Consider the following 22,403-nt stretch of genomic DNA (forward strand, 5'->3'; position numbering starts at 1 on the left):
GCCGATGGAAACGATCATCCTTTTCGCGCCGCTGGTCGGCGCCCTGATCTGCGGTTTCGGCTGGCGCTTCATCGGTGAAAAGGCCGGGCAGGTCACGGCGACGGCGCTGGTGTTCCTTGCGGCGCTGCTGTCCTGGGTCGTCTTCTTTTCCTTCCATGGCGAGGCGCAGCAGATCACCCTGTTCCGCTGGGTGGAATCCGGCAGCATGGTATCGGAATGGGCGATCCGGCTCGACCGTCTGACCGCGATCATGCTGGTGGTGATCAACAGCGTCTCGGCGCTCGTGCATCTCTATTCCTTCGGCTACATGGCCCATGACGAGAACTGGAAGCACGGCGAGCATTACAAGGCGCGCTTCTTCGCGTATCTCTCGTTCTTCACCTTCGCCATGCTGATGCTGGTGACGGCCGACAACCTCTTGCAGATGTTCTTCGGGTGGGAGGGCGTGGGCGTCGCCTCTTACCTTCTGATCGGGTTCTACTGGCGCAAGCCTTCGGCCAGCGCCGCCGCGATGAAGGCCTTCATCGTCAACCGGGTCGGCGATTTCGGCTTTCTCCTTGGCATCTTCGGGCTGTTCTATCTGACCGATGCGATCGACTTCGACACGATCTTCGCGTCGGTTCCGCAGATCGCCGAAACCTCGATCACCTTCCTCTGGACGGAATGGAATGCGGCGAACCTGCTGGCTTTCCTGTTGTTCGTGGGCGCGATGGGCAAGTCGGCGCAACTCTTCCTGCACACCTGGCTGCCCGACGCGATGGAGGGGCCGACACCAGTCTCGGCGCTGATCCACGCCGCGACCATGGTGACCGCGGGCGTGTTCCTTGTCTGCCGCATGTCGCCGCTGATCGAATATGCCCCCGGCGCCGCTGCCTTCATCGTGATCATCGGCGCGACGACGGCCTTCTTTGCCGCGACCGTGGGTCTGGTGCAGAACGACATCAAGCGCGTGATCGCCTATTCGACCTGTTCGCAGCTTGGCTACATGTTCGTTGCGGCTGGCGTGGGTGTCTATTCGGTGGCCATGTTCCATCTTTTCACCCATGCCTTTTTCAAGGCGATGCTGTTCCTTGGGGCGGGGTCTGTCATCCATGCGATGCATCACGAACAGGATCTGCGGAATTACGGCGGGCTGCGGCACAAGATCCCCTATACCTACTGGGCGATGATGATCGGCACGCTTGCCATCACCGGCGTCGGTATTCCGCTGACCCATATCGGCTTTGCGGGCTTCCTATCCAAGGACGCGGTGATCGAGAGCGCCTATGCAGGCGGTACGGCCTATGCCTTCTGGATGCTGGTGATCGCGGCTGCGATGACGAGCTTCTACAGCTGGCGGCTCATGTTCCTCACCTTCTTCGGCACGCCGCGGGGGGACAAGCATACCCATGACCATGCGCATGAAAGCCCGATGGTCATGCTGATCCCGCTTGGTGTGCTGGGTGTGGGCGCGGTCCTGGCCGGGATGATCTGGTATGGCCCCTTCTTCGGATCGGAGGAGGCGGTGCATGAATGGTTCGGTGCCGCGATCCATGCCGGCCCGGAAAACCACGTCCTGCATGACGCGCATTACGTCCCGGCCTGGGTCCGGCTCTCGCCCTTCGTCGCAATGTTGCTTGGCCTGGCGCTGGCGTGGCAGTTCTACATCCGCAGGCCGGACCTTCCGGGCAAACTCGCTGCAAACCAGGATCTGCTCTACAAGTTCCTGCTGAACAAATGGTATTTCGACGAGATCTACGATTTCGTCTTCGTTCGCCCCGCCAAGGCGCTTGGCCGCATCCTGTGGAAAAAGGGCGATGGTGCGGTGATCGACGGCGGGATCAACGGGCTTGCCTTGGGCGTCGTGCCCTTCTTCACGCGCCTCGCGGTCCGGGCGCAGACCGGCTACATCTACCACTACGTTTTCGCCATGGTGATCGGCATTGCCGTTCTCATCACATGGATGACGCTCTCGGGGGGCGCTGAATAATGGAAAACCTCCTTTCCATCATCACTTTCACGCCCATGGTCGGCGCCCTGATCCTTGCCGTGTTCCTGCGCGGCAACGATGAAGCTGCGCAGCGCAACGCGAAATGGCTCGCCTTGGTCACGACCTCCGCGACCTTCATCGTCTCGCTGTTCCTGCTGGCGGGGTTCGACGCGGCCAATACCGGGTTCCAGTTCATTGAGGACCGCGAATGGATCATGGGACTGCGCTACAAGGTCGGCGTGGACGGCATCTCGATCCTCTTTGTGCTGCTGACGACCTTCCTGATGCCGCTGACCATCGCCTCGGCCTGGGATGTGAAGCACCGGGTCAAGGATTACATGATCGCCTTCCTGCTGCTCGAGACGTTGATGATCGGCGTTTTCGTCGCGCTCGACCTCGTGCTCTTCTACCTCTTCTTCGAGGCGGGGCTGATCCCGATGTTCCTGATCATCGGGATCTGGGGCGGAAAGGACCGGATCTACGCAGCCTTCAAGTTCTTCCTCTATACCTTCCTCGGTTCGGTCCTCATGCTCGTGGCGATGATCGCCATGTATGCGGATGCCGGAACGACGGATATCGTGGCACTTCTTCGCCATGAATTCAGCGCCGGGACGATCACCCTGTTCGGATGGCAGATCGTCGGCGGCGCGCAGACGCTGATGTGGCTCGCGTTCTTCGCCTCTTTCGCGGTCAAGATGCCGATGTGGCCGGTCCATACCTGGCTGCCGGATGCACACGTTCAGGCGCCGACCGCGGGGTCGGTGGTGCTGGCGGCGATCCTGCTGAAGATGGGCGGCTATGGGTTCCTGCGTTTCAGCCTGCCGATGTTCCCGGTCGCGAGCGATCTTCTGGCGCCGCTGGTGCTGTGGCTCTCGGCGATCGCGATCGTCTATACGAGCCTCGTCGCGCTCATGCAGGAGGACATGAAAAAGCTCATCGCCTATTCCTCGGTGGCCCATATGGGCTTTGTGACCATGGGGATTTTTGCGGCGAACCAGCAGGGTGTCGATGGCGCGATCTTCCAGATGATCAGCCATGGCTTCATCTCGGGCGCGTTGTTCCTTTGCGTTGGTGTGATCTATGACCGGATGCACACGCGGGAAATCGACGCCTATGGCGGCCTTGTGAACCGGATGCCCGCCTATGCGCTGGTCTTCATGCTGTTCACCATGGCCAATGTGGGCCTTCCGGGAACGAGCGGTTTTGTGGGCGAATTCCTGACCCTCATGGGCGTGTTTCAAGTCAATACCTGGGTGGCGTTCGTCGCCTGTACCGGGGTCATCCTGTCGGCGGGCTATGCGCTCTGGCTTTATCGCAGGGTGGTCTGGGGCGACCTGATCAAGGAAAGCCTCAAGTCGATCACCGACATGACCCGCCGTGAAAAGGCGATCTTTGCGCCGCTCGTCGTCATGACGCTGCTTCTGGGCGTCTACCCCTCGCTTGTGACCGACATCATCGGCCCCTCGGTTGGCGCGCTGGTGAGTGATGTGCAGACGGCCCTGGATGCGGCGCAGACCGCCGCCCAGACCGCTGCGAACTGAAGGATCGGACCATGATCTCTGCCGATATCTCTGTCATCCTGCCCGAGCTTCTGCTCGCCCTCTATGCGATGGGGGCGCTCATGTTCGGCGTTTATGCCGGGAAGGACCGGACGGCCGGGCTGCTGATCTGGGTGACAGCCGGCGTCATGGTGGCGCTTGCGGTCTGGCTGGGCGTGACGGGCGCGGGCAACCGGACGGCCTTTGGCGGCATGTTCATCAACGATGCCTTTGCGCGCTTTTCCAAGGTTCTGATCCTTCTTTCGGCGGCGGCCGTGCTGGTGATGGGCCAGGACTGGATGCAGCGGCGGGACATCCTGCGCTTCGAATATCCGGTTCTCGTGACGCTCGCGGTCGTCGGCATGATGCTGATGGTGTCGGCGGGCGACCTGATCGCGCTTTATATGGGGCTCGAACTGCAGTCGCTGGCGCTTTACGTGCTCGCCTCGATCCGGCGCGATCATGCGAAGTCGACAGAGGCGGGGCTGAAGTATTTCATGCTCGGCGCGCTTTCGTCGGGTATCCTGCTTTACGGCGCCTCGCTTACCTATGGCTATGCGGGCACGACGCTTTTTGCCGGCATCATCACCACGGTTCAGTCGGGTGACGTACCGCTGGGGCTGCTGTTCGGGCTGGTGTTCATCATCACCGGGCTCGCCTTCAAGGTCTCGGCCGTGCCCTTCCACATGTGGACACCCGATGTCTATGAAGGTGCGCCGACGCCCGTGACGGCCGTTTTCGCGACAGCCCCGAAGGTCGCCGCAATGGCGCTTCTGGCGCGGGTGGCGCATGATGCCTTTGGCACGGCGACGGCCGATTGGGGGCAGATCATCGCGCTCCTGGCGGTGCTGTCGATGTTCTTCGGTTCGATCGCGGCGATCGGCCAGCGCGACATCAAGCGGCTGATGGCCTATTCCTCGATTGCGCATATGGGTTACGCGCTGGTGGGGCTCGCGGCCGGGACGGCGGCGGGGGTGCAGGCGATGCTCGTCTACCTCGCCATCTATGTGACGATGAACGTCGGCACCTTTGCCTTCATCCTCTCGATGGAGCGTGATGGCCGCCCCGTGACCGATATCCGCAGCCTCAACATGTATTCGCGGCAGGAACCGCTGCGGGCGATGGCGCTTCTGGTGCTGATGTTCAGCCTCGCGGGCGTGCCGCCGATGGTCGGGTTCTTCGGCAAGTTCTACGTGCTGCGCGCGGCCGTGGGGGCGGACATGATCTGGCTTGCCGTGGCAGGTGCGCTGGCATCAGTGATCGGCGCCTATTACTACCTCCGGATCGTCTATTTCATGTATTTCGGCGAAGAGACCGAGGGCCTGGACCGGCGGATGCCCGCCGCGCAATGGGGGCTGCTGATGGCCTCTGCGGCAGTGATGGTCCTGGGGATCGTGAACCTCTTTGGCATCGACCCGCTGGCAGCGGCGGCGGCACAGACGCTTGTCCGCTAGGGTGACATGGCCCGCTGGCGTGGGCCGCCACATCCTTGCCGAGGTCGACAGCACGATGAGCGAGGCCGCGCGTATCGCGCCGGGCCTGCGCGCGCCCACCTGGGTTCTGGCGCTTCGCCAGACGGCCGGGCGGGGACGTCGCGGTCGCGGCTGGGTCGATCCTGAGGGTAACTTTGCGGCCACGTTGGCCATCCCCACCGCCGAGCCGCCGGCGCAACTGGCGCTTCGGTCTTTCGTCGCCGCGCTCGCCCTGCACGAAACCCTGGTCACGCTGACGGGCAGGGGGGCCGTTTTTGCGCTGAAATGGCCCAATGACGTCCTTCTGAACGGGGCCAAGGTGTCGGGGATACTGCTTGAAAACGATCCGCGGGCGGGCGTGTTCTCGATCGGCATCGGCGTCAATCTCGTGTCTGCCCCCGCCCCGTGCGAGCTGGAGGCAGGTGCGGTCCGCCCCGTCTCGGTCCTGGCGGAAACGGGCGTGCGCCTCACACCTGAGGAATTTCTCGATCATCTCGCCCCCGCCTATGCCGGTTGGGAGGCAGCGTTCACCGCGGCCGGGTTCGGTCCCATCCGGGACGCCTGGCTGAAACGCGCCGCGCGTCTGGGCGAGACGATGCTTGCCCGCGTCGGGACTGCCGTGCATGAGGGTCGATTTTCGGATGTGGACGATCAGGGCGCGCTTGTCCTGACCACGGCGCGGGGCCGGATGACGATCCCGGCCGGCGATGTTTTCTTTGCCTGAGGGAGAGAGATCAATGCTTCTGGCAATCGACTGCGGAAACACCAACACTGTCTTTTCCCTGTGGGACGGGACGCGGTTTCTGGCGACCTGGCGCACCGCCACGGATCACCGTCGCACCGCCGACCAGTATTTCGTCTGGCTGACCAGCCTGATGCAGTTGCAAAAGGTCGAGGCCCGTATCACCGATGTCATCATCTCTTCGACGGTGCCCCGGGTCGTCTTCAACCTGCGGGTTCTGTGCAATCGCTATTTCGATTGCCGCCCGCGCGTCGTGGGTAAGCCCGATTGCCGTTTGCCTGTCGATGTACGGGTCGATCCGGGCACGCTGGTGGGGCCGGACAGGCTGGTGAACACCGTCGCCGGGTTCGACCGCCATGGCGGCGACCTGATCGTGGTGGATTTCGGAACGGCGACGACCTTTGACGTGGTGGACAGCGATGGCGCCTATATCGGCGGAGCGATCGCACCGGGGGTGAACCTCTCGATGGAGGCGCTGCACATGGCGGCCGCCGCCCTTCCGCATGTGGATGTGACCCGCCCCGAGGTGGTCATCGGCAAGAATACCGTGGCCTGCATGCAGTCCGGCATTTTCTGGGGCTATGTCGGGCTGGTGCAAGGCATCAGCAACCAGATCAAGGCAGAGCACGGCCGACCGATGAAGGTCATCGGGACCGGCGGGCTCGCACCGTTATTTGCCAGCGGCGAGGCACTGTTCGACGCGATAGACGACGATCTGACCATGCACGGGCTGGTGGTCGTACATAACTACAACAAGGAAAATGAACCGTTATGAGTGACCGACTGATATATCTTCCCCTTGGGGGCGCCGGCGAGATCGGCATGAACTGCTACGTCTACGGCTATGGGCCGACGGGGCGCGAAAGGCTGATCGTCGTCGATCTGGGCGTATCCTTCCCGGATATGGAAACGACCCCGGGCGTGGACCTGATCCTGCCCGATATCAGCTGGCTGATCGAACGCGCGGATCGGATCGAGGCGATCTTCATCACCCACGCGCATGAGGACCACATCGGCGCGCTTGCGCATCTCTGGCCGCGTCTCAAGGCGCCGGTTTATGCGCGCCGCTTCACCGCCCGGATTGGCACGATGAAGTTCGACGAACAGGGGCTTCCGCGCGATGCCATCACCACCGTCGCGCCACGTCCGGAGACGATCGAGGCTGGCCCGTTCCGGGTGCAGTTCCTGCCGATGAGCCATTCGATCCCCGAAAGCTCGGGCCTGATCATCGACACGCCGGCCGGGCGTGTCGTCCATTCCGGCGATTTCAAGCTGGATCCCGATCCGCTGGTCGGTGAGCCCTTTGATCCGGCGGTGATGGCTCAGATCGGGGCCGAGGGCGTCAAGGTTCTGGCCTGCGACTCCACCAACGTCTTTTCACCGCTGCCGGGGCGATCCGAAAGCTCGCTTCCGCCTGCGCTGAACGAACTGGTCGCGAATGCGCGGGGAATGGTGGTGGCGACCACCTTTGCGTCAAACATCGCGCGGCTGCGGACGCTGGCGAACGCGGCTGTCGCGAACGGGCGCTCGGTCTGCCTGCTGGGGCGGGCGATGCGCCGGATGGTCCAGACGGCGACCGAAACCGGCATCCTGCGCGACTTTCCCTCGACCGTCGCGCCCGAGGATGCGGCACAGATCCCGCGCGAGAACCTGATGCTGATCGTTACGGGCAGCCAGGGCGAACGCCGCGCGGCGACGGCGCAGCTGAGCCGGGGAAAGTATCTGGGGCTTTCGCTGAAGGACGGCGATCTGTTCCTCTTTTCCTCCAAGACCATTCCCGGAAATGAGTCGAGCGTGAACCGCATCATGAACGCCTTTTCCGAGATGGGCGTCGACGTGGTCGATGATGCGGGCGGGCGTTACCATGTCTCGGGTCATGCGAACCGGCCGGATCTGGAGCAGGTGCATGGCCTCTTGCGGCCGCAGATGATCCTGCCGATGCATGGCGAACACCGCCACCTGCGCGAACATGCCCGACTGGCCGAGGCGCGGGGCATCGCCTCGGCCATCCCGGTCAACGGCACGATCTGGGATATCACCGGAACGGCGCCGGTCAGCGCGGGCCATGTGGAGACGGGCCGCGTCTATCTGGACGGATCGGTGCAGGTCGGCGCATTCGACGGGGTGATCCGCGACCGCATCCGCATGGCGCTGAACGGCCATGTTCTGGTGACGCTAATCATCGACGAAGAGGATGAGCCGCTGGGCGAACCCTGGGCCGAGGTCATGGGTCTTGCCGAACGTGGCCGCACGGGCGCCGTCCTGACCGAAGCCGTCGAGGGCGAACTGGAGCAGTTCCTGAACCGCGCGGATGCCCGCACCTTGGGCGATGACGACAAGCTCGATGACGCGATCCGGCGCATCGTGCGTCAGGTCTGCATGGAGGAGATCGGCAAGAAGCCCGAAGTGACGGTGGTCGTCAGCCGTCTGATGGAATAGAAAAGGGCCCCTCGGGGCCCTTTTTTTGATCTGCGCCTCTGACCCCGCGGTGGCGGATCATGCCTCGCCGGCAGCCTCGGGAGATGCGTCGGCGTCACCGGCCTCCATCGGAACCTGACGCGCCAGGCTGCGCAGGATGAAGTCGGGGACGTGATCGCCCATGCCGACAACGCGGCCGTCGTCGCGGTCGTTGCGGCGTCCGCGATCATTCCGGCGATCATCACTCTTCCGGTCGTCCTTCCGGTCGCGCGGCTGTTCTGCGACGCGTTCGCGCGGCGCTGCGGCGGCTTCGACCGGTTGTTCTTCGCGGGCCGGGCGACGGCTGCGGGAGGATTTGCGGGGCTCCGGCTCCGGCCGGCTGTCACCACCACCCTCGGGCAGGGGGTTCACGCCCCTCGGGATGGGCTGCTTGACCAGTGATTCCACATTCGCGAGGTATTTTTCGTCCGCCGGGGTCGCCAGCGTGAACGCCTTGCCCTTGCGGCCGGCGCGGCCCGTGCGCCCGATGCGGTGCACGTAATCCTCGGGGTGGGTGGGCACGTCGAAGTTGAACACATGGCTGACCGCCGGAATGTCGAGCCCCCGCGCCGCCACGTCCGAGGCCACAAGCAGGTGGAGCGAGCCGTCGCGGAACCCGTCCAGAGTGCGGGTGCGGTGGCTCTGATCCAGGTCGCCATGGATCGGCGCGGCGTTGAAGCCGTGGGATTTGAGCGACTTGGCCACCACATCCACATCCATCTTGCGGTTGCAGAAGATGATCGCGTTGGTGCAGGCGGCGCCTTCGGCCTCGATCAGCGCGCGCAGGACCGCCCGCTTTTCGGCAAAGGCACGGTCCTTGCGGCTGGGCTTTATCTCGATCAGCTGCTGTTCGATGTTCTCCGAGGTGGTCGCCTGACGCGCGACCTCGATCCGGGCGGGGGCGGTCAGGAAGGTGTTGGTGATCCGTTCGATCTCGGGCGCCATGGTGGCGCTGAAGAAAAGGGTCTGCCGGGTGAAGGGGGTCAACTGGAAAATCCGCTCGATATCCGGGATGAAGCCCATGTCGAGCATCCGGTCGGCTTCGTCCACGACCATGACCTGAACGCCGGTCAGCAGCAGTTTGCCGCGCTCGAAATGGTCGAGCAGGCGTCCCGGCGTCGCGATCAGCACGTCCACACCGCGGTCGATCAGCTTGTCCTGTTCGCCAAAACTCACACCGCCGATCAAGAGCGCCTTGGTGAGCTTGGTATGCTTGGCATAGATATCGAAGTTCTCGGCGACCTGTGCCGCCAGTTCGCGCGTCGGCGCCAGAACCAGGCTGCGTGGCATCCGCGCCCGCGCCCGCCCCTTGGACAGCATGGTGATGAGGGGGAGCGTAAAACTTGCGGTTTTCCCCGTACCGGTCTGGGCGATCCCCAGAACGTCGCGACCTTCCAGCGCGTGGGGAATGGCCTGGGCCTGAATGGGCGTTGGGGTTTCATACCCGGCTTCGGTAATGGCTTGCAGGACCTTGGGGTCCAGGGCGAGATCGCTGAATTTCGTCATTGGCGTCCAGTTTGTTACGGCATCGGGCCGTAAGGTTGAGGGACGCGGGTTTCCGGGGCGTCCCGACAGCAAGAAACATCCGTCAAAACGGATGCACTGCGCCTAGCGGAAATTTGCCCAAAGGTCAATGCGCTGCACTCGGCGGGCGATTTTCGCCCGCCTTTGATCATCATCGCGGGCGAATTTTGCCCGCCTCAGACCATCATTTCCTTGGTGGCGGTGAGCTTGAGCGAGGGGTGATCGCGTTCGACCCGGTCGATATCCCACTGCAACCGCGTGAGATAGACCATATCGCCGTCATGGTCGGTCGCAATATGGCCCTTGTTCACGTTCACGAATTTCTCCACGTCCAGCTTCGGCCCCGAGATCCAGCGGGCCGAGGTGAACTGCGAGCTTTCGAAGCGCACGGGCAGGCCGTATTCCAGCTCGATCCGGCTTGCCAGAACCTCGAACTGAAGCGCGCCGACGACGCCCACGATGAAGCCCGAACCGATGACCGGCTTGAAGACCTTGGCCGCGCCTTCCTCGGCGAATTGCATCAGCGCCTTTTCCAGATGCTTGGCCTTCATCGGATCGCCCGCGCGCACATTCTGAAGCAGCTCCGGCGCGAAGGACGGGATACCGGTAAAGCGCAGCGCCTCGCCCTCGGTCAGCGCGTCGCCGATGCGCAACTGGCCGTGGTTCGGGATGCCGATGATGTCGCCCGCCCAGGCCTCCTCGGCCAGTTCGCGGTCGGCCGCCAGAAAGAGGACCGGGTTCGACACGGCCATCGGCTTTTTCGACCGCACATGCAGCAGCTTCATGCCCCGCTCGAAATGCCCCGAGGCGAGCCGCACGAAGGCCACGCGGTCGCGGTGCTTGGGGTCCATGTTGGCCTGCACCTTGAAGACAAAGCCGGTCACAGGGACCTCTTCCGGGGCGATCTCGCGGCTTTCGCTGCGCTGGATCTGCGGCGGCGGGCCGTAATCGCCGATGCCGTCCATCAGTTCCTTGACCCCGAAGGAGTTGATGGCGCTGCCGAACCAGATCGGCGTCAGCGTGCCGTCCAGAAACGCCTGCCGGTCGAAGGCGGGCAGCAGTTCGCGCGCCATCTCGAGCTCTTCGCGCAGCTTTTCCAGCAACCCGGCGGGCACATGCTCGGCAAGCCGGGGGTCGGACAATCCCTCGATCTTGATCGATTCCGCCACACGGTTCCGGTCGGCGCGGTCCATCAGTTCCAGCCGGTCGCGCAGGATGTCGTAACAGCCGATGAAGTCGCGCCCCATCCCGATCGGCCAGGAGGCCGGCGTCACGTCGATGGCGAGGTTTTCCTGGATCTCGTCGATGATCTCGAACGTGTCCCGCGCCTCGCGGTCCATCTTGTTGCAGAAGGTCAGGATCGGCAGGTCGCGCAGGCGGCAGACCTCGAACAGCTTGCGCGTCTGGCTCTCGACGCCCTTGGCGCCGTCAATCACCATGATCGCTGCATCCACCGCCGTCAGCGTGCGATAGGTGTCCTCGGAGAAGTCGGAGTGGCCGGGCGTGTCGACGAGGTTGAACCGGAACTGCCCGTAATCGAAGGACATCGCCGAGGCCGAGACCGAAATCCCCCGGTCCTTTTCCATCTGCATGAAGTCCGACCGGGTGCGCCGCGCCTCGCCCTTGGCGCGCACCTGACCGGCCATCTGGATCGCGCCGCCGAACAGCAGGAACTTTTCGGTCAGCGTCGTCTTGCCCGCATCCGGATGCGAGATGATGGCGAAGGTGCGGCGCCGGGCGATTTCCGTCGGCAGGGTCGGGCGGTTGTGCGAATGGTCCAGCATGGCGAGGTCTATAGGGCAGGGCGCCGCGCCGTGCAATCAGGGCTTTGCACCGCGCGCCAGTGCGCTATGGTCGGTTTCATGGATATCGATGACGTGACCCTTCGCCAGATCCTGACGGAATGCCGGACCATCGCCGTGGTCGGGTTTTCGCCCAATCCGGCGCGGCCTAGCCATGGGGTCGCGCGCTATCTGGCGGGGGTGGGATATCGCGTGATCCCGGTGAATCCGGGCCATGCGGGCGAGGTCGTGGCGGGCATGACCGTCGTGGGCAGCCTGTCCGAGATTGTGGAGCCCGTGCATATGGTCGATATCTTTCGGCGGTCGGAACATGTCCTGCCGGTGGTCGAGGAAGCCATGTCGCTTGCCGGGCTGCGATGCGTCTGGATGCAGCTTGGCATTTCCAATGCCGAAGCGCGCCGTCTGGCGGAGGCGAAGGGCATTCAGGTTGTCGACAACCGCTGCACCAAGATCGAGCACGCCCGCCTGATCGGCTGAGGGGCTGCTCCCGCCCGTCTTCGATGCTGACGCATCTCATCCCGTTGGGCCGGGCCGCGCTGACGCGCGGCTGGTACCTCAGGGGGATGCCGTAGCTCGACCGGTGAAGGCGGGATTATCCCGCGCGCCCCTTTTTTTCCGCGATGCCGGACGTGCCCTCGCGCCGTTCGAGTTCGCGCAGCACATCCGCCAGCGTCACACCGCGGGCGGTCAGCATGACAAGCAGGTGGTAAAGCACGTCGGCAGCCTCGGAGGTCAGGCGGGCCGGGTCGCCCCTGACGGCCTCGATGATCGCCTCGACCGCCTCTTCACCGAACTTCTCGGCGCATTTCTCGGGGCCTCTGGACAGGAGTTTCGCGGTCCAGCTGCTGTCCGGATCGGCGTTGCGCCGGCTCTCGACGGTTGCCGCCAGGCGTTCGAGCGCGCTCATGCGAGCCTCATCGGGATACCGGCTGCGGCCATGTGGGCCTTTGCCTCGGCGATGGTGAAATCGCCGAAGTGGAAGATCGAGGCGGCCAGAACGGCACTCGCACCGCCCTCGACCACGCCCTCGACCAGATGGTCGAGCGTGCCGACCCCGCCCGACGCGATCACGGGGACCGGAACCGCATCGGAAATCGCCCGGGTCAGGGGGATGTTGAACCCCGATCGAGTGCCGTCCCTGTCCATGCTGGTCAGCAGGATCTCTCCCGCGCCTTTTGCTGCGACGGTGCGGGCGAATTCCACCGCGTCGATGCCGGTCGGCTTGCGGCCGCCATGGGTGAAGATCTCCCACCGGCCGGGCGCCACGGTCTTTGCGTCGATGGCGACGACAATGCACTGGCTTCCGAAGTGATCCGCCGCCTCGGCCACCACATCCGGGTTTGCCACGGCGGCGGAATTGAAGCTCACCTTGTCTGCGCCGGCCAGCAGCAGGGCGCGCACATCGGCCACGCTGCGCACGCCACCCCCGACGGTCAGCGGCATGAAACAGTGTTCGGCCGTCCGGGTCACGAGATCGAACATCGTGCCCCGGTTTTCATGCGTGGCGTGGATGTCGAGGAAACAAAGCTCGTCCGCACCCGCCGCATCATAGGCGCGCGCAGCCTCAACCGGGTCGCCCGCGTCGATCAGATCCACAAAGTTCACGCCCTTGACCACGCGCCCGTCGGCCACGTCGAGGCAGGGGATGATACGGGTCTTGAGCATGATCTAGCCTTTCAGAGCGGCAAGCGCCGCCGCGAGGTCGATGGCCCCATCATAAAGCGCGCGGCCCGAGATCGCACCGGAAATGACGCCCGTGTCGCGCAGCGCAAGGAGATCAGCCATCGACGAGACCCCGCCCGAGGCGATGACCGGGATCGAAACGGCGCGGGCAAGAGCCTCCGTCGCCTCGATATTCGGGCCCTGCATCGCCCCGTCGCGGTTGATGTCGGTATAGATGATCGCGGCGACTCCGGCATCCTCGAACTGCCGCGCGAGATCGGTGACGATGACGTTGGTCTCCTCGGCCCAGCCGCGTGTCGCGACGCGGCCGTTGCGCGCGTCGATGCCGACCGCAATCCGGCCGGGGAAGGCGCGCGCAGCCTCGCGCACCAGTTCCGGGTTCTCGACCGCGACCGTGCCAAGGATCACCCGCGCCAGCCCCTTGTCCAGCCACCGTTCGATCGTTCCCATGTCGCGGATACCGCCGCCCAGCTGCGCCGGAACCCGCACGGCGGCAAGGATGGCCTCGACCGCCGCCGCATTCACCGGCTCACCTGCAAAGGCCCCGTTCAGATCGACCAGATGGAGCCATTCGCAGCCTGCATCCTCAAAGCTCAGCGCCTGCGCGGCGGGATTGTCGCTGAAGACCGTGGCCTGCTCCATCTCGCCCTTGTAAAGGCGGACGCATTGCCCGTCCTTGAGGTCAATCGCTGGATAAAGGATCATGGCTGCCTCCGGTTTCGCCCGGCGCGGTTCTGGCATAGGTTGGCAGCGTTGGCAAAGGGCAAGGATGCCGTGACGTCACACTTGGTCGAATCGCGCCGGCTGCGCAGGCTGCGCCGATATGGAGGAGGAACCATGATGCGTAAGCTGATCCTGGCGCTGGCACTGGCCACAGCGGCAGCCCCCGCTCTTGCGGCGGACCCGGTCGAGGGGCTGTGGATGACCCAGCCGGACAATAACGGGAACTATGGCCATGTGCAGTTCATGCCCTGCGACAGCGGCATTTGCGGCGTTCTGCTCAATGCGTTCGACAGCACCGGCGTCGAACGTCCGTCCGAGCATGTGAATACCTCGATCGTCTGGGCGATGCAGCCGCAGGGGAACGGGACATACGAAAACGGCCGGATTTTCGTGCCGGACATGGGGCGCGCGCTGAACTCCAAGATGGCGCTGCGGGGCGACCAGCTTGGCGTGTCGGGCTGCATCCTCGGCTTTTGCCGCGAACAGACCTGGACCCGCCTGCGCTAGGGGCGCCAGCGCAGGAAGTTCGCGATCAGGCGCAGCCCCGCAGCCTGGCTTTTTTCCGGGTGGAACTGCGCGCCGATGAAGTTGTCACGGCCGATGATGGCCGTGATGTCACCGCCATAATCCACATGCGCCAGCCGTTCTGCGGGGTTTGCCGTGCGGAAATGGTAGGAATGGACGAAATAGGCGTGATCGCCGGTCGCTATCCCGTCCAGAACCGGGTGGGGGTTGTCGATCACCAGGTCGTTCCATCCCATATGCGGCACCTTGAGCGCGGGGTCCCGGGGCGTGATACGGACCACCTCGCCCTCGACCCAACCAAAGCCGGGCGTGTCGCCATACTCGCGACCCCAGCTTGCCATCATCTGCATTCCGACGCAGATCCCGAGGAACGGGCGACCCTGACGGGTGACGGCATCCTCGATCGCCTCCAGCACGCCGCCGGCAGTGGCAAGCGCGCGGCGGCAGGCCGGAAAGGCGCCGTCACCCGGCAGCACGATCCGGTCGGCGCGGGCGACATCCTCGGGGCGGGACGACACGAGAACCTCTCCGCCGCCCGACTCGGCCGCCATGCGCTGAAACGCCTTTTCGGCGGAATGGAGGTTTCCGCTTTCGTAATCGACCAGAACCGTGAGCATCAAAGCGCGCCCTTGGTCGAGGGGATCGCATCGGCCTTGCGCGGGTCGGTCTCGACCGCCTGACGCAGCGCCCGCGCGACGGCTTTGAACGCGGCCTCGGCGATGTGGTGGCTGTTCAGCCCGTGCAACTGGTCGATGTGAAGCGTGATGCCGCCATGGGTGGCGAACGCCTGAAAGAACTCGCGCACCAGCTCGGTGTCGAAACGTCCGATCTGGGCACTTGGGAAGGCCATGTTCCACACAAGATAGGGGCGGCCCGAAAGATCGAGCGCGCAGCGCACCTGCGCATCGTCCATCGGCAGGTGACATTCGCCATAGCGGCGGATGCCCCGCTTGTCGCCCAGCGCCTCTGTCAGCGCCTGGCCGAGGGCGATGCCCGTATCCTCCACCGTGTGGTGATCGTCGATATGCAGATCGCCCTTGGCGCGGATGGTCATGTCGATCAGGGAATGGCGCGAAAGCTGGTCCAGCATGTGATCGAAGAAACCGACACCCGTCTGGTTGTCATAGCTGCCCGTCCCGTCAAGGTTCACGGTCACGCTGATCTCGGTCTCGGCGGTCTTGCGGGTGATGGTCGCGCTGCGCATGTCTTTCCCTGCCTCTGGCCATGGTGTGCCTTGGTTTCGCGGCCTTATAGGCCGCAGGAACAGGCAGGGGAAGGCCCCTGTCATATTACCGATATCCGGGAAAACTGGAGCGGGCGATGAGATTCGAACTCACGACCCTAACCTTGGCAAGATTGAGAAACTCTTGCGCCACAATATCCAGAAATGCGAAAATGCGCTACAAATCATATCGTTAGGCTGACCGCCATTCGCCACAACTCGCCACGATAGACCTAAATTTCCGCCTGCACTGCTTACATATTGCTTACATGGGTGCTATGATTAAGCCGTGTAAGCAGAACGATCAAGCGAGGAAGCGACGTGGCCAAGCTGACGAAGAAGGCCGTGGAGGCGCTGGAAGCACCAGCTACTGGGCAAGCATTCTTGTGGGATGGAGAGCTCAAGGGCTTTGGCGTCCGCGTGACCAAGGCCGGAGTCAAGACCTTCATCATCCAATACCGAAACGCTGAAGGAAAAAGCCGCCGTATCAATATCGGCCGTTTCGGCATCATGACCGTCGAGAACGCACGCGACGAAGCCAAGATCAAGCTAGGCGCTGTCGCTGCTGGCGAGGACCCCGCCGACACCGATGACGATCCCCACCATCAGGTCACGGTTTCCGATCTCTGCGATTGGTATCTCACGGAGGCCAGGGCTGGCCGCATCCTCGGCCGCCGCAACCGCCCGATCAAGAAGTCGACGCTTGCCATGGACAAGAGCCGTATCGAAACGCACATCAAGCCGCTGTTGGGCAAGCGCCTCGCCCATACCCTGAAGGTGGCCGACATCGAGGGGATGCAGTCCGATATCGTGGCTGGCAAGACGGCAAAGCCTCGAGGTAAGGGCCGAGGCGGCGTCACGACCGGCGGCCCCGGCGTTGCGTCTCGCGCTGTCGGAACCCTCCAGAGCATCCTTGGTCATGCCGCCCGGCTTGACAAGCTTGAGAGCCATCCCAGCCGCGGAGCGCGAAAGCTGGCCGGCAAGAAGAAGCAGCGCCGCCTGAGTGTTGCCGAGATTAAGCTGCTGGGCACAGCGATGCGGCACGCAGAGCGCAACGGCGAAAACCCGGTGGCGCTTGCCATCGTCCGGTTCCTGGCTCTCACGGGTTTCCGCATCTCCGAGGGCCAGGGCCTGCAACGGCCTTGGCTTCATGCGGACGCAGGTTATGTGGCGTTCCCCGACACCAAGGGAGACGCGCAGATCCGCGCGATCGGCCCCTCCGCCGCGAAGATTGCCGCCAGCCAGCCAATTCGAGGCAACAGCCCCTATGTCTTCCCATCCGACATCAGCGAGGGGCATTTCACGGCGGCTAAGGCCTGCCTCTTCAGGCTCTGCGCCAGCGTGGGGATCAAGGGGGTGACGCCCCACACGCTGCGCCACACATTCGGAAGCGTCGCCGGCGATTTGGGCTTCTCGGAGCTGACTATCCGCGCGCTTCTTGGCCATGCCGCTCAGAGCGTTACACAGGGCTACGTCCATATCGATGAGGCACTGAAGCTCGCGGTAACCCGAACCTGTGAAGAGATCGCCACTTTGCTCGACGCCAAGGAGGAGGCCGCACCGACCGCCCGAAACGATAGAGCAGCCGCTTAGTCGACATCCCAAACTACAGAAGGTTTGACGGAATAGCTTGCAAGCTATACGACGTTGGAGGCAAGTTTCATGCTGCCTTCGAAGGCGAGCTTCTCGGCTACGCTCCGCAGTGCGCTTCGCATTGATCACGGCCAGGTTGCTTGTCGACTGCGATCCACAGCGAGGGCGGTCTCGCGCCGATAGGCTCACGGTTCGAAACACGCCAACATGAGGGAGTTGCCCGCCTGCGGCAGGTGCGCCCTAGCCAACTCGCAGGCTCGCTACCGGTGAGGAGGTCAGTGACTGCCGGAACGAAGCACGCCGTGAACCCGCCAAAGCCGCTCAAGCGTCAGGTTATCGGCGCTGTGAACGGCGGAACCCAGCGAGATGCACACGGCCTGGCCGTTGAGACCTATATTCTCGAAGATGCGCGCGCCCGTTTCGATCCGTTGGCCGAGGCGCTTCAGATACCCGTAGCTCTCACCGCCGCTCCGAGCCGTTACGGCAACGATTCGCCCTTCCAGCGCCGTTAGCTTCGCGGGCGTGAGATCATCAACAGCCTCAAGCAGCACCGTGTCCCCATTCCGTATGACAGGATATGCGCTGTCCTCAACGATACTGGCCACCGCCAGCTTGCGGGAAAGTATGTCGCTGGCGCGCGCAGCAACTGCCTCGTCGCGCCCGGGAAGGTTTTGCGCATCGTAGAGCACGCCGACGATCGGCATGACGCGAGTTTCTGCCGTGGGGACGAGCAAGGCCGGCGGCACACGTTCTGTCCCGGAGCGATCCGCGGCAAGGATCGTTCGTGAAAGGTCCTTCTTGTCCCTATGAAACCGGCGCGCATAGATCTTGCTCCCATGAAGCGCAATGACCGGCTCGCCTTCCGTTGCATCGCGATCGAGCGAGACGATGACAACCTGCCCGGCCAGTGCAACCGAACCCAGCGTGGGACCGCGGATGACATACAGGGCAACGGCGCCGAGCGAGCCAAGGGACAGATATTCCTGGTCGCCGGTGACCGCGAGAATGTCAGCGGCGCTGCGCGCGGCCAAGGTGCCAAGCATCGGCAGGGGCGTGTCCGGCAGAACCATTGCCTCGGGCGCTGACGGTGCATCCGCCTGCACCAGATCGCGCTCCTCATGAGTGAGTCGTCCGAGAAAGCGCGCGTATGAGGCCGTGCAACTCCTCAGGAGGCTGTGCACACTCTCATAGACTTCATTCACGTCGGCAGCATCCTGCGGCGTGATCATGGACGGCTGATGATGTGCCTTGTTGATGATCTTGTAAAAAAGCGCGCTGTCTCGAAGCGCTTGGTGCGTGAGCAGCTTTTCAAACGGCGGTTCCTCGAAAGGCCGTTCTCCAGCATTCCTTGCGTGGCGTAGCTGGCCGAGCAGATCGCCAAGGGTCGGGGAGTGCATGACCAGGGGGTCAGTTGCGAGCAGGTTCCACAGCCTGTTTTCGATGTCGACCCGTACACATTTCACGAACTCCTGCGCCTTGGCAGAGTCGTTTTCGTCTTCGATCCAGCGATCCCGCCTTTCCCTGATTTCCTCGATAGCGGGGCTGAGCGATGCTGTAAGCCTGGATGACGACACAGGGTCGAGCCGCAGCGCCGTCCAAGTCGGCGCATCTTCGGCGCGGGAAGGGAGCTTGTCCTGCACCGACGCAACAAAGCGAATATCGTTCGACGCAATCAGCGGCCGCATCCCATGCGACGGCATCTTCGGCACTGTGGCTGCAAAGTTCTCGCTGTTAATTGGATCGAAATGAGTCTGGGGATCGTCGAGCAGAATGCAGCTTAGCCCGCCTGACTGAGTCCGCACGTGTTCCCACAGACCGAAAAGGAAAGCCCAAACGCACGCCCTCAAAAGCGAAGCGTTCATCACCTGATGCGCAGGCACGCGCATATCGCCCAGCCCGGCGCGAAGTCCAAACCCTCCATCTTCGCCTGGCTCAAACCCTCCATAATCCGGACCGCCGCGATAGTGCGGCCGGTAGATATTGCCCAGCCAGGTGCCGGTGTCGCGATCAAGCGTATTGATGAGCCCCGAAACCCGTTCATAGACCAGTGCCGGAAACTCAAGAAAAGGTTCCACCGCATCCGCCGCCCGTTCCAGCAACTTCAGCCGTTTCTCCTCGGCTTCCCACGCCTGTCGCACCCGCTCGAGCTCATCAAGCTGACGTATGAGCGAAAGGATTGGGGATGCGTTTTGAACGCCGCGCCGGATCGCTTCAATCTGATCGCGTAGCGAGCGTTCCTGCGGCTTTGCCTGTTCCCGTTCGGCAGGTATTTGGTCTTCGGCGGATTGCGGGGCGCCGACATAGCGCACCATCAACTGCTTCAAGACATCGCCCGCTGCCGCCCGGTGTGCGCGCAACATCAAAGCGTGGACGATGGCGGCAAGCCGCTTTTGCAGCGTACTGCCTGCAAAAAGCTCGGGAAGTTTGCTGTTCGCCGGCTGCGGCGCATCCGGCAACGGGTTCTCCCTTGCCGCTATCTCCCAGACCGCCTGAGCATTCCTCTGAAGCGGCTCCAGGCGGCCGGAGAAAGCCCTGTGTGCAAGTAGCTCGTCAACATAGCCCTTGCGAACAATGGCCAGCAGGGTATCCGGCAATGCCTTGTCAGCGAAACCCCGCAGGCTTTCGGGCAGAGCGTGCAGCAAGGAGGCCGCCTCGTCACGTTCCCATTCCGAGGCGGTCTTCGCGATATCGCTGTCAGCTTCGCGGCACTTCTCCAGCGCCGCCTTCACCGACATATCAAGCAACGCGTCGGGAGGAACCTCGTCAAGGTCCGTTCCGCAAACCGGGCAGTTCACCACATCACTGTCAGGGTGAGCGTTCTTATGCCAGTCGGCCACGCGCGCATACAGGCGCCAGCGTGTCGCCTGACGCTCATCCTCCAGCCGGGTCGCAAGCGCTCGCGCTCGCGCGAGAATATCCTCCACCGCCTTTAGCGCGTCAGATGCCTCTTCTTCGGAGATTTCTGAAAGGGAGAGGATCGTTCCAATCGAGGGCAGCTCCCGCAAAGCGCCACCCTTCAAACGTTCGGCAGCCGCATCAAGGGCGCCGGTCATGGCGTCGGCATCCTGCTTTGAGGTCAGTTCCACACGGCGGCCCAGGATGGTTTCCATCGTGGACATCATTTCGCTCTGCAGTTCCTGCAAAGCTTTGCGCGCGGCAGCGATGGAGGAGGCGCAGCCCGCCTTGTTCTCGCCTTCTCCTTCTTCCTCCCCCGGCATCAGAATCCTGGGCGGCGTTCCAAGATCGGAACGTTCCTCCCAGTTCTCGACAAGCGTTTGAAGACGGCTCGCAAAATCGCTTGTCTTCTGATCGCGGGCCTCTTCCGTCGTGCGTTTCTCGGCATTCCGCAGGCGTCCGACGAGCCGCGTTGAACGGTGCCCGAGCTCTTCAAGCGGCTTTAGTCCGGTTAGCTGCGAAACGGCCTGCGTGAAGTCGGTCTTCTCATCGAAGCGCATATGTGCAGCAACGCCTGGCATCAACGTGCCTACCTCAAGCGCCAGCGCCGGGATACCGAGCGCGTCCAGCCCTTCTACGGGAGCCGTCAGCTTCTTGCCCGACACTTGCACCCTTCGCGTCACGCTGCGGATTTCAGCCGTGTCTTCGCGTTTAAACGTCAACCTTACCCAGGTATCGAGCTTCGGCTGATCGGCGAGCTTTTCAAGATTTTCGGCAGAAGGGATAGGAACAATCGGCGGAATGGCTATTTCAGGCCGGTTATCACCCTCGCCAATTGCTTCGCTGTCCGCGGTCCATTCGACCGCCATGGGTTCGTGCACCTCATGCGGCATATGCTGCGACCGCAGCGCCTTGCCCGTCAGGCACCAGATCACCGCGCTCAACAATGCGGTCTTACCGGCACCGTTGAACCCGCTGACAAGCGTAATTTCCCTATTGATATCGAGAACGAAGTCATCCGGGTCTTCGCCGTTCGGACCCAGGTGGCGGTGGAGTCCGCCGAACCGATGCGCCTCAACACGTTCCAGATGCCAGATCGGCCGGGCGCCCGCCGAACGCGAGGTCCTGGCCGTCGCGGCCGGCAGCTCCGCTTCGAGCGCCGTAAGGAGCCCTTCGACTTCCTTTGCCTGAACGGTGCGATTCCGCGGCCACAGATCGCGATTGCGCCCATAGAACGCAAACGCTTTACGCTTGTCGTCTGTATCGAGCCGGAAGGCATCTTCATTCGCACGGTGAACCGGCACGCCCGCCGTCAGTAGCCTGACAACTTCATCCAGGCTGTAATCTTCAAGACGTATCGGTTCAGGCTGGTCGTTCATTGCGTTAGCCAATCATCATGGAGCTCATTTTTCTGAATCTCCCCCGGTTGCCAGACTATCCGGATTCTCGGTGAGAACAAAGCAGCAACTTTCAAAGGTTCAGCTTGTTACCCGATCGGGAAAATCATGTCCTTCGGCGGTGCGTAGAGCAGTGACCTCATAATCCGCCCCTTGAAGCCGGTGCGCCTGCGGATCTCGTCCTTCACCTTGTTCACGTCAGAGAGCGGCAGGCGCGGGTCGATCATAATTTGGTCGATCAGTGCGTGCGGATCGACCGAGTAGGCATAGATGTCCTGCTTTCCCTTATTCTTCTCCAGATAGAGAAGCCGTACCTCACGCTCGTGGATGAAGGCGTTGCGCTTGACCAGTAGCGTTTCGGCCAGCGCGCGGACGTGCAGGCCACCGCGGAACACCTTGTTGCCGAATTCCACCAGCTTCCTGTCGCCCATGTACTGGACCTTGCCGATGAAAGCTTGCTTATGCGCCCAGTCGCCAAGCGGGGCCTGCAATCCGGTGAGGAGGTTGCGGATCGTGGTGCGCACCCGCACGCCGGTCTTGTCGGGCGAATAGATACGCCAGATAGCATCGGAGCTGGTCTGCCGCGTCCAGCATTGCCCGTAGAAGTCGTTGTTGAATGCGAACTTCGCGATCGTGCCATCAGCAAGCCGCGCGGGGGCGTTCAGGATGAAATTCTCGAACGGGTCATCCCATTTCGAGGGCCGGACCAGCACGTTCTGCTTGTTTGCGAACAGTTCGTAAAACCGCCCGAGCGGCATCACGCGGTAGATATAGCCGTCAAACTCGGTGGCTTGTAGATTGATATAGTTCTTCGTATTCATCGCCCCCTCCCAGCGTTCTAATTTGCCGTGTATGTATTCG

At 63.0% G+C, this 22,403-nt stretch carries 18 protein-coding genes; 9 read left to right on the top strand and 9 right to left on the bottom strand.

Going from position 1 to position 22,403, the window contains the following annotated elements; translation table 11 throughout:
- Positions 1 to 4: 4 nt before the first annotated feature.
- Genes nuoL through ACFSGJ_RS14745 form a run of 6 tightly spaced genes read left to right on the top strand, consistent with a single transcriptional unit; the run spans position 5 to position 8,160 of the window.
- Positions 5 to 1,969: an NADH-quinone oxidoreductase subunit L gene (gene nuoL, locus ACFSGJ_RS14720; protein ID WP_390263389.1), complete on the top strand. Its 1,965-nt coding sequence runs from the start codon at positions 5 to 7 to the stop codon at positions 1,967 to 1,969.
- Positions 1,969 to 3,510, top strand: coding sequence for an NADH-quinone oxidoreductase subunit M (locus ACFSGJ_RS14725; RefSeq protein WP_390263391.1), 1,542 nt, complete (start codon positions 1,969 to 1,971; stop codon positions 3,508 to 3,510). The genes nuoL and ACFSGJ_RS14725 overlap by 1 nt, the downstream gene beginning before the upstream one ends.
- An 11-nt stretch (positions 3,511 to 3,521) precedes the next feature.
- A complete protein-coding gene (nuoN, locus tag ACFSGJ_RS14730) occupies positions 3,522 to 4,961 on the top strand; it encodes an NADH-quinone oxidoreductase subunit NuoN (protein WP_390263394.1) in 1,440 nt (479 codons plus the stop codon).
- 19 nt (positions 4,962 to 4,980) lie between these two features.
- Positions 4,981 to 5,703, top strand: coding sequence for a biotin--[acetyl-CoA-carboxylase] ligase (locus tag ACFSGJ_RS14735; protein WP_390263397.1), 723 nt, complete (start codon positions 4,981 to 4,983; stop codon positions 5,701 to 5,703).
- A 13-nt stretch (positions 5,704 to 5,716) separates the two neighbouring features.
- On the top strand, positions 5,717 to 6,496 hold the full coding sequence (locus tag ACFSGJ_RS14740) for a type III pantothenate kinase (protein ID WP_390263400.1): 780 nt from the start codon (positions 5,717 to 5,719) through the stop codon (positions 6,494 to 6,496).
- Positions 6,493 to 8,160: a ribonuclease J gene (locus ACFSGJ_RS14745; protein ID WP_390263403.1), complete on the top strand. Its 1,668-nt coding sequence runs from the start codon at positions 6,493 to 6,495 to the stop codon at positions 8,158 to 8,160. Before ACFSGJ_RS14740 ends, ACFSGJ_RS14745 begins: the two co-directional genes overlap by 4 nt.
- Before the next feature lie 57 nt (positions 8,161 to 8,217).
- Here the strand turns inward: ACFSGJ_RS14745 and ACFSGJ_RS14750 are convergent, their stop codons facing one another.
- Together ACFSGJ_RS14750 and ACFSGJ_RS14755 are read right to left on the bottom strand one after the other, a co-directional pair.
- Positions 8,218 to 9,684: a DEAD/DEAH box helicase gene (locus ACFSGJ_RS14750; protein ID WP_390263406.1), complete on the bottom strand. Its 1,467-nt coding sequence runs from the start codon at positions 9,682 to 9,684 to the stop codon at positions 8,218 to 8,220.
- A 194-nt stretch (positions 9,685 to 9,878) separates the two neighbouring features.
- The gene (locus ACFSGJ_RS14755) at positions 9,879 to 11,486 is read right to left on the bottom strand and encodes a peptide chain release factor 3 (protein ID WP_390263409.1); all 1,608 of its coding nucleotides are present in this window, start codon (positions 11,484 to 11,486) and stop codon (positions 9,879 to 9,881) included.
- A 78-nt stretch (positions 11,487 to 11,564) separates the two neighbouring features.
- Between ACFSGJ_RS14755 and ACFSGJ_RS14760 the strand changes: the two genes are divergently transcribed.
- Positions 11,565 to 11,981, top strand: coding sequence for a CoA-binding protein (locus ACFSGJ_RS14760; protein ID WP_390263412.1), 417 nt, complete (start codon positions 11,565 to 11,567; stop codon positions 11,979 to 11,981).
- Positions 11,982 to 12,096: 115 nt separating this feature from the next.
- Here ACFSGJ_RS14760 and ACFSGJ_RS14765 read toward each other — a convergent pair whose 3' ends face one another.
- From ACFSGJ_RS14765 to hisA, 3 genes are read right to left on the bottom strand one after another with little or no spacing between them, the layout of a single operon-like run.
- Positions 12,097 to 12,411, bottom strand: coding sequence for a phosphoribosyl-ATP diphosphatase (locus ACFSGJ_RS14765; protein ID WP_390263415.1), 315 nt, complete (start codon positions 12,409 to 12,411; stop codon positions 12,097 to 12,099).
- Entirely contained in the window at positions 12,408 to 13,169 is a 762-nt protein-coding gene (gene hisF, locus ACFSGJ_RS14770; RefSeq protein WP_390263418.1) for an imidazole glycerol phosphate synthase subunit HisF, read from the bottom strand. Before hisF ends, ACFSGJ_RS14765 begins: the two co-directional genes overlap by 4 nt.
- A gap of 3 nt (positions 13,170 to 13,172) precedes the next feature.
- The gene (hisA, locus tag ACFSGJ_RS14775) at positions 13,173 to 13,892 is read right to left on the bottom strand and encodes a 1-(5-phosphoribosyl)-5-[(5-phosphoribosylamino)methylideneamino]imidazole-4-carboxamide isomerase (protein WP_390263420.1); all 720 of its coding nucleotides are present in this window, start codon (positions 13,890 to 13,892) and stop codon (positions 13,173 to 13,175) included.
- Positions 13,893 to 14,027: 135 nt separating this feature from the next.
- Here hisA and ACFSGJ_RS14780 point away from each other — a divergent pair, with 135 nt between their 5' ends.
- Complete coding sequence (locus tag ACFSGJ_RS14780) at positions 14,028 to 14,417, top strand: DUF2147 domain-containing protein (RefSeq protein WP_390263423.1); 390 nt, start codon at positions 14,028 to 14,030, stop codon at positions 14,415 to 14,417.
- On the opposite strand, the gene hisH is transcribed toward ACFSGJ_RS14780, so the two are convergent.
- Together hisH and hisB are read right to left on the bottom strand one after the other, a co-directional pair.
- On the bottom strand, positions 14,414 to 15,052 hold the full coding sequence (gene hisH, locus ACFSGJ_RS14785) for an imidazole glycerol phosphate synthase subunit HisH (RefSeq protein WP_390263425.1): 639 nt from the start codon (positions 15,050 to 15,052) through the stop codon (positions 14,414 to 14,416). The genes ACFSGJ_RS14780 and hisH overlap by 4 nt on opposite strands.
- Positions 15,052 to 15,639 (bottom strand): imidazoleglycerol-phosphate dehydratase HisB, encoded by a 588-nt coding sequence (gene hisB / locus ACFSGJ_RS14790; RefSeq protein WP_390263428.1) that lies wholly within the window; start codon positions 15,637 to 15,639, stop codon positions 15,052 to 15,054. The genes hisH and hisB overlap by 1 nt, the downstream gene beginning before the upstream one ends.
- 339 nt (positions 15,640 to 15,978) lie before the next feature.
- Here hisB and ACFSGJ_RS14795 point away from each other — a divergent pair, with 339 nt between their 5' ends.
- Positions 15,979 to 17,250 carry an integrase arm-type DNA-binding domain-containing protein gene (locus ACFSGJ_RS14795; protein WP_183318999.1) on the top strand — a complete coding sequence of 424 codons (1,272 nt, stop codon included), beginning with the start codon at positions 15,979 to 15,981 and terminating at the stop codon, positions 17,248 to 17,250.
- A 275-nt stretch (positions 17,251 to 17,525) separates the two neighbouring features.
- On the opposite strand, the gene ACFSGJ_RS14800 is transcribed toward ACFSGJ_RS14795, so the two are convergent.
- Positions 17,526 to 21,524: an ATP-binding protein gene (locus tag ACFSGJ_RS14800; protein ID WP_183318997.1), complete on the bottom strand. Its 3,999-nt coding sequence runs from the start codon at positions 21,522 to 21,524 to the stop codon at positions 17,526 to 17,528.
- Positions 21,525 to 21,631: 107 nt separating this feature from the next.
- Entirely contained in the window at positions 21,632 to 22,363 is a 732-nt protein-coding gene (locus ACFSGJ_RS14805; protein ID WP_183318996.1) for a DUF2971 domain-containing protein, read from the bottom strand.
- Between the last annotated feature and the right edge of the window lie 40 nt (positions 22,364 to 22,403).

Origin of the sequence: Halodurantibacterium flavum (assembly GCF_042681825.1) — a bacterium.
GTDB classification, from domain to species: domain Bacteria; phylum Pseudomonadota; class Alphaproteobacteria; order Rhodobacterales; family Rhodobacteraceae; genus Halodurantibacterium; species Halodurantibacterium flavum.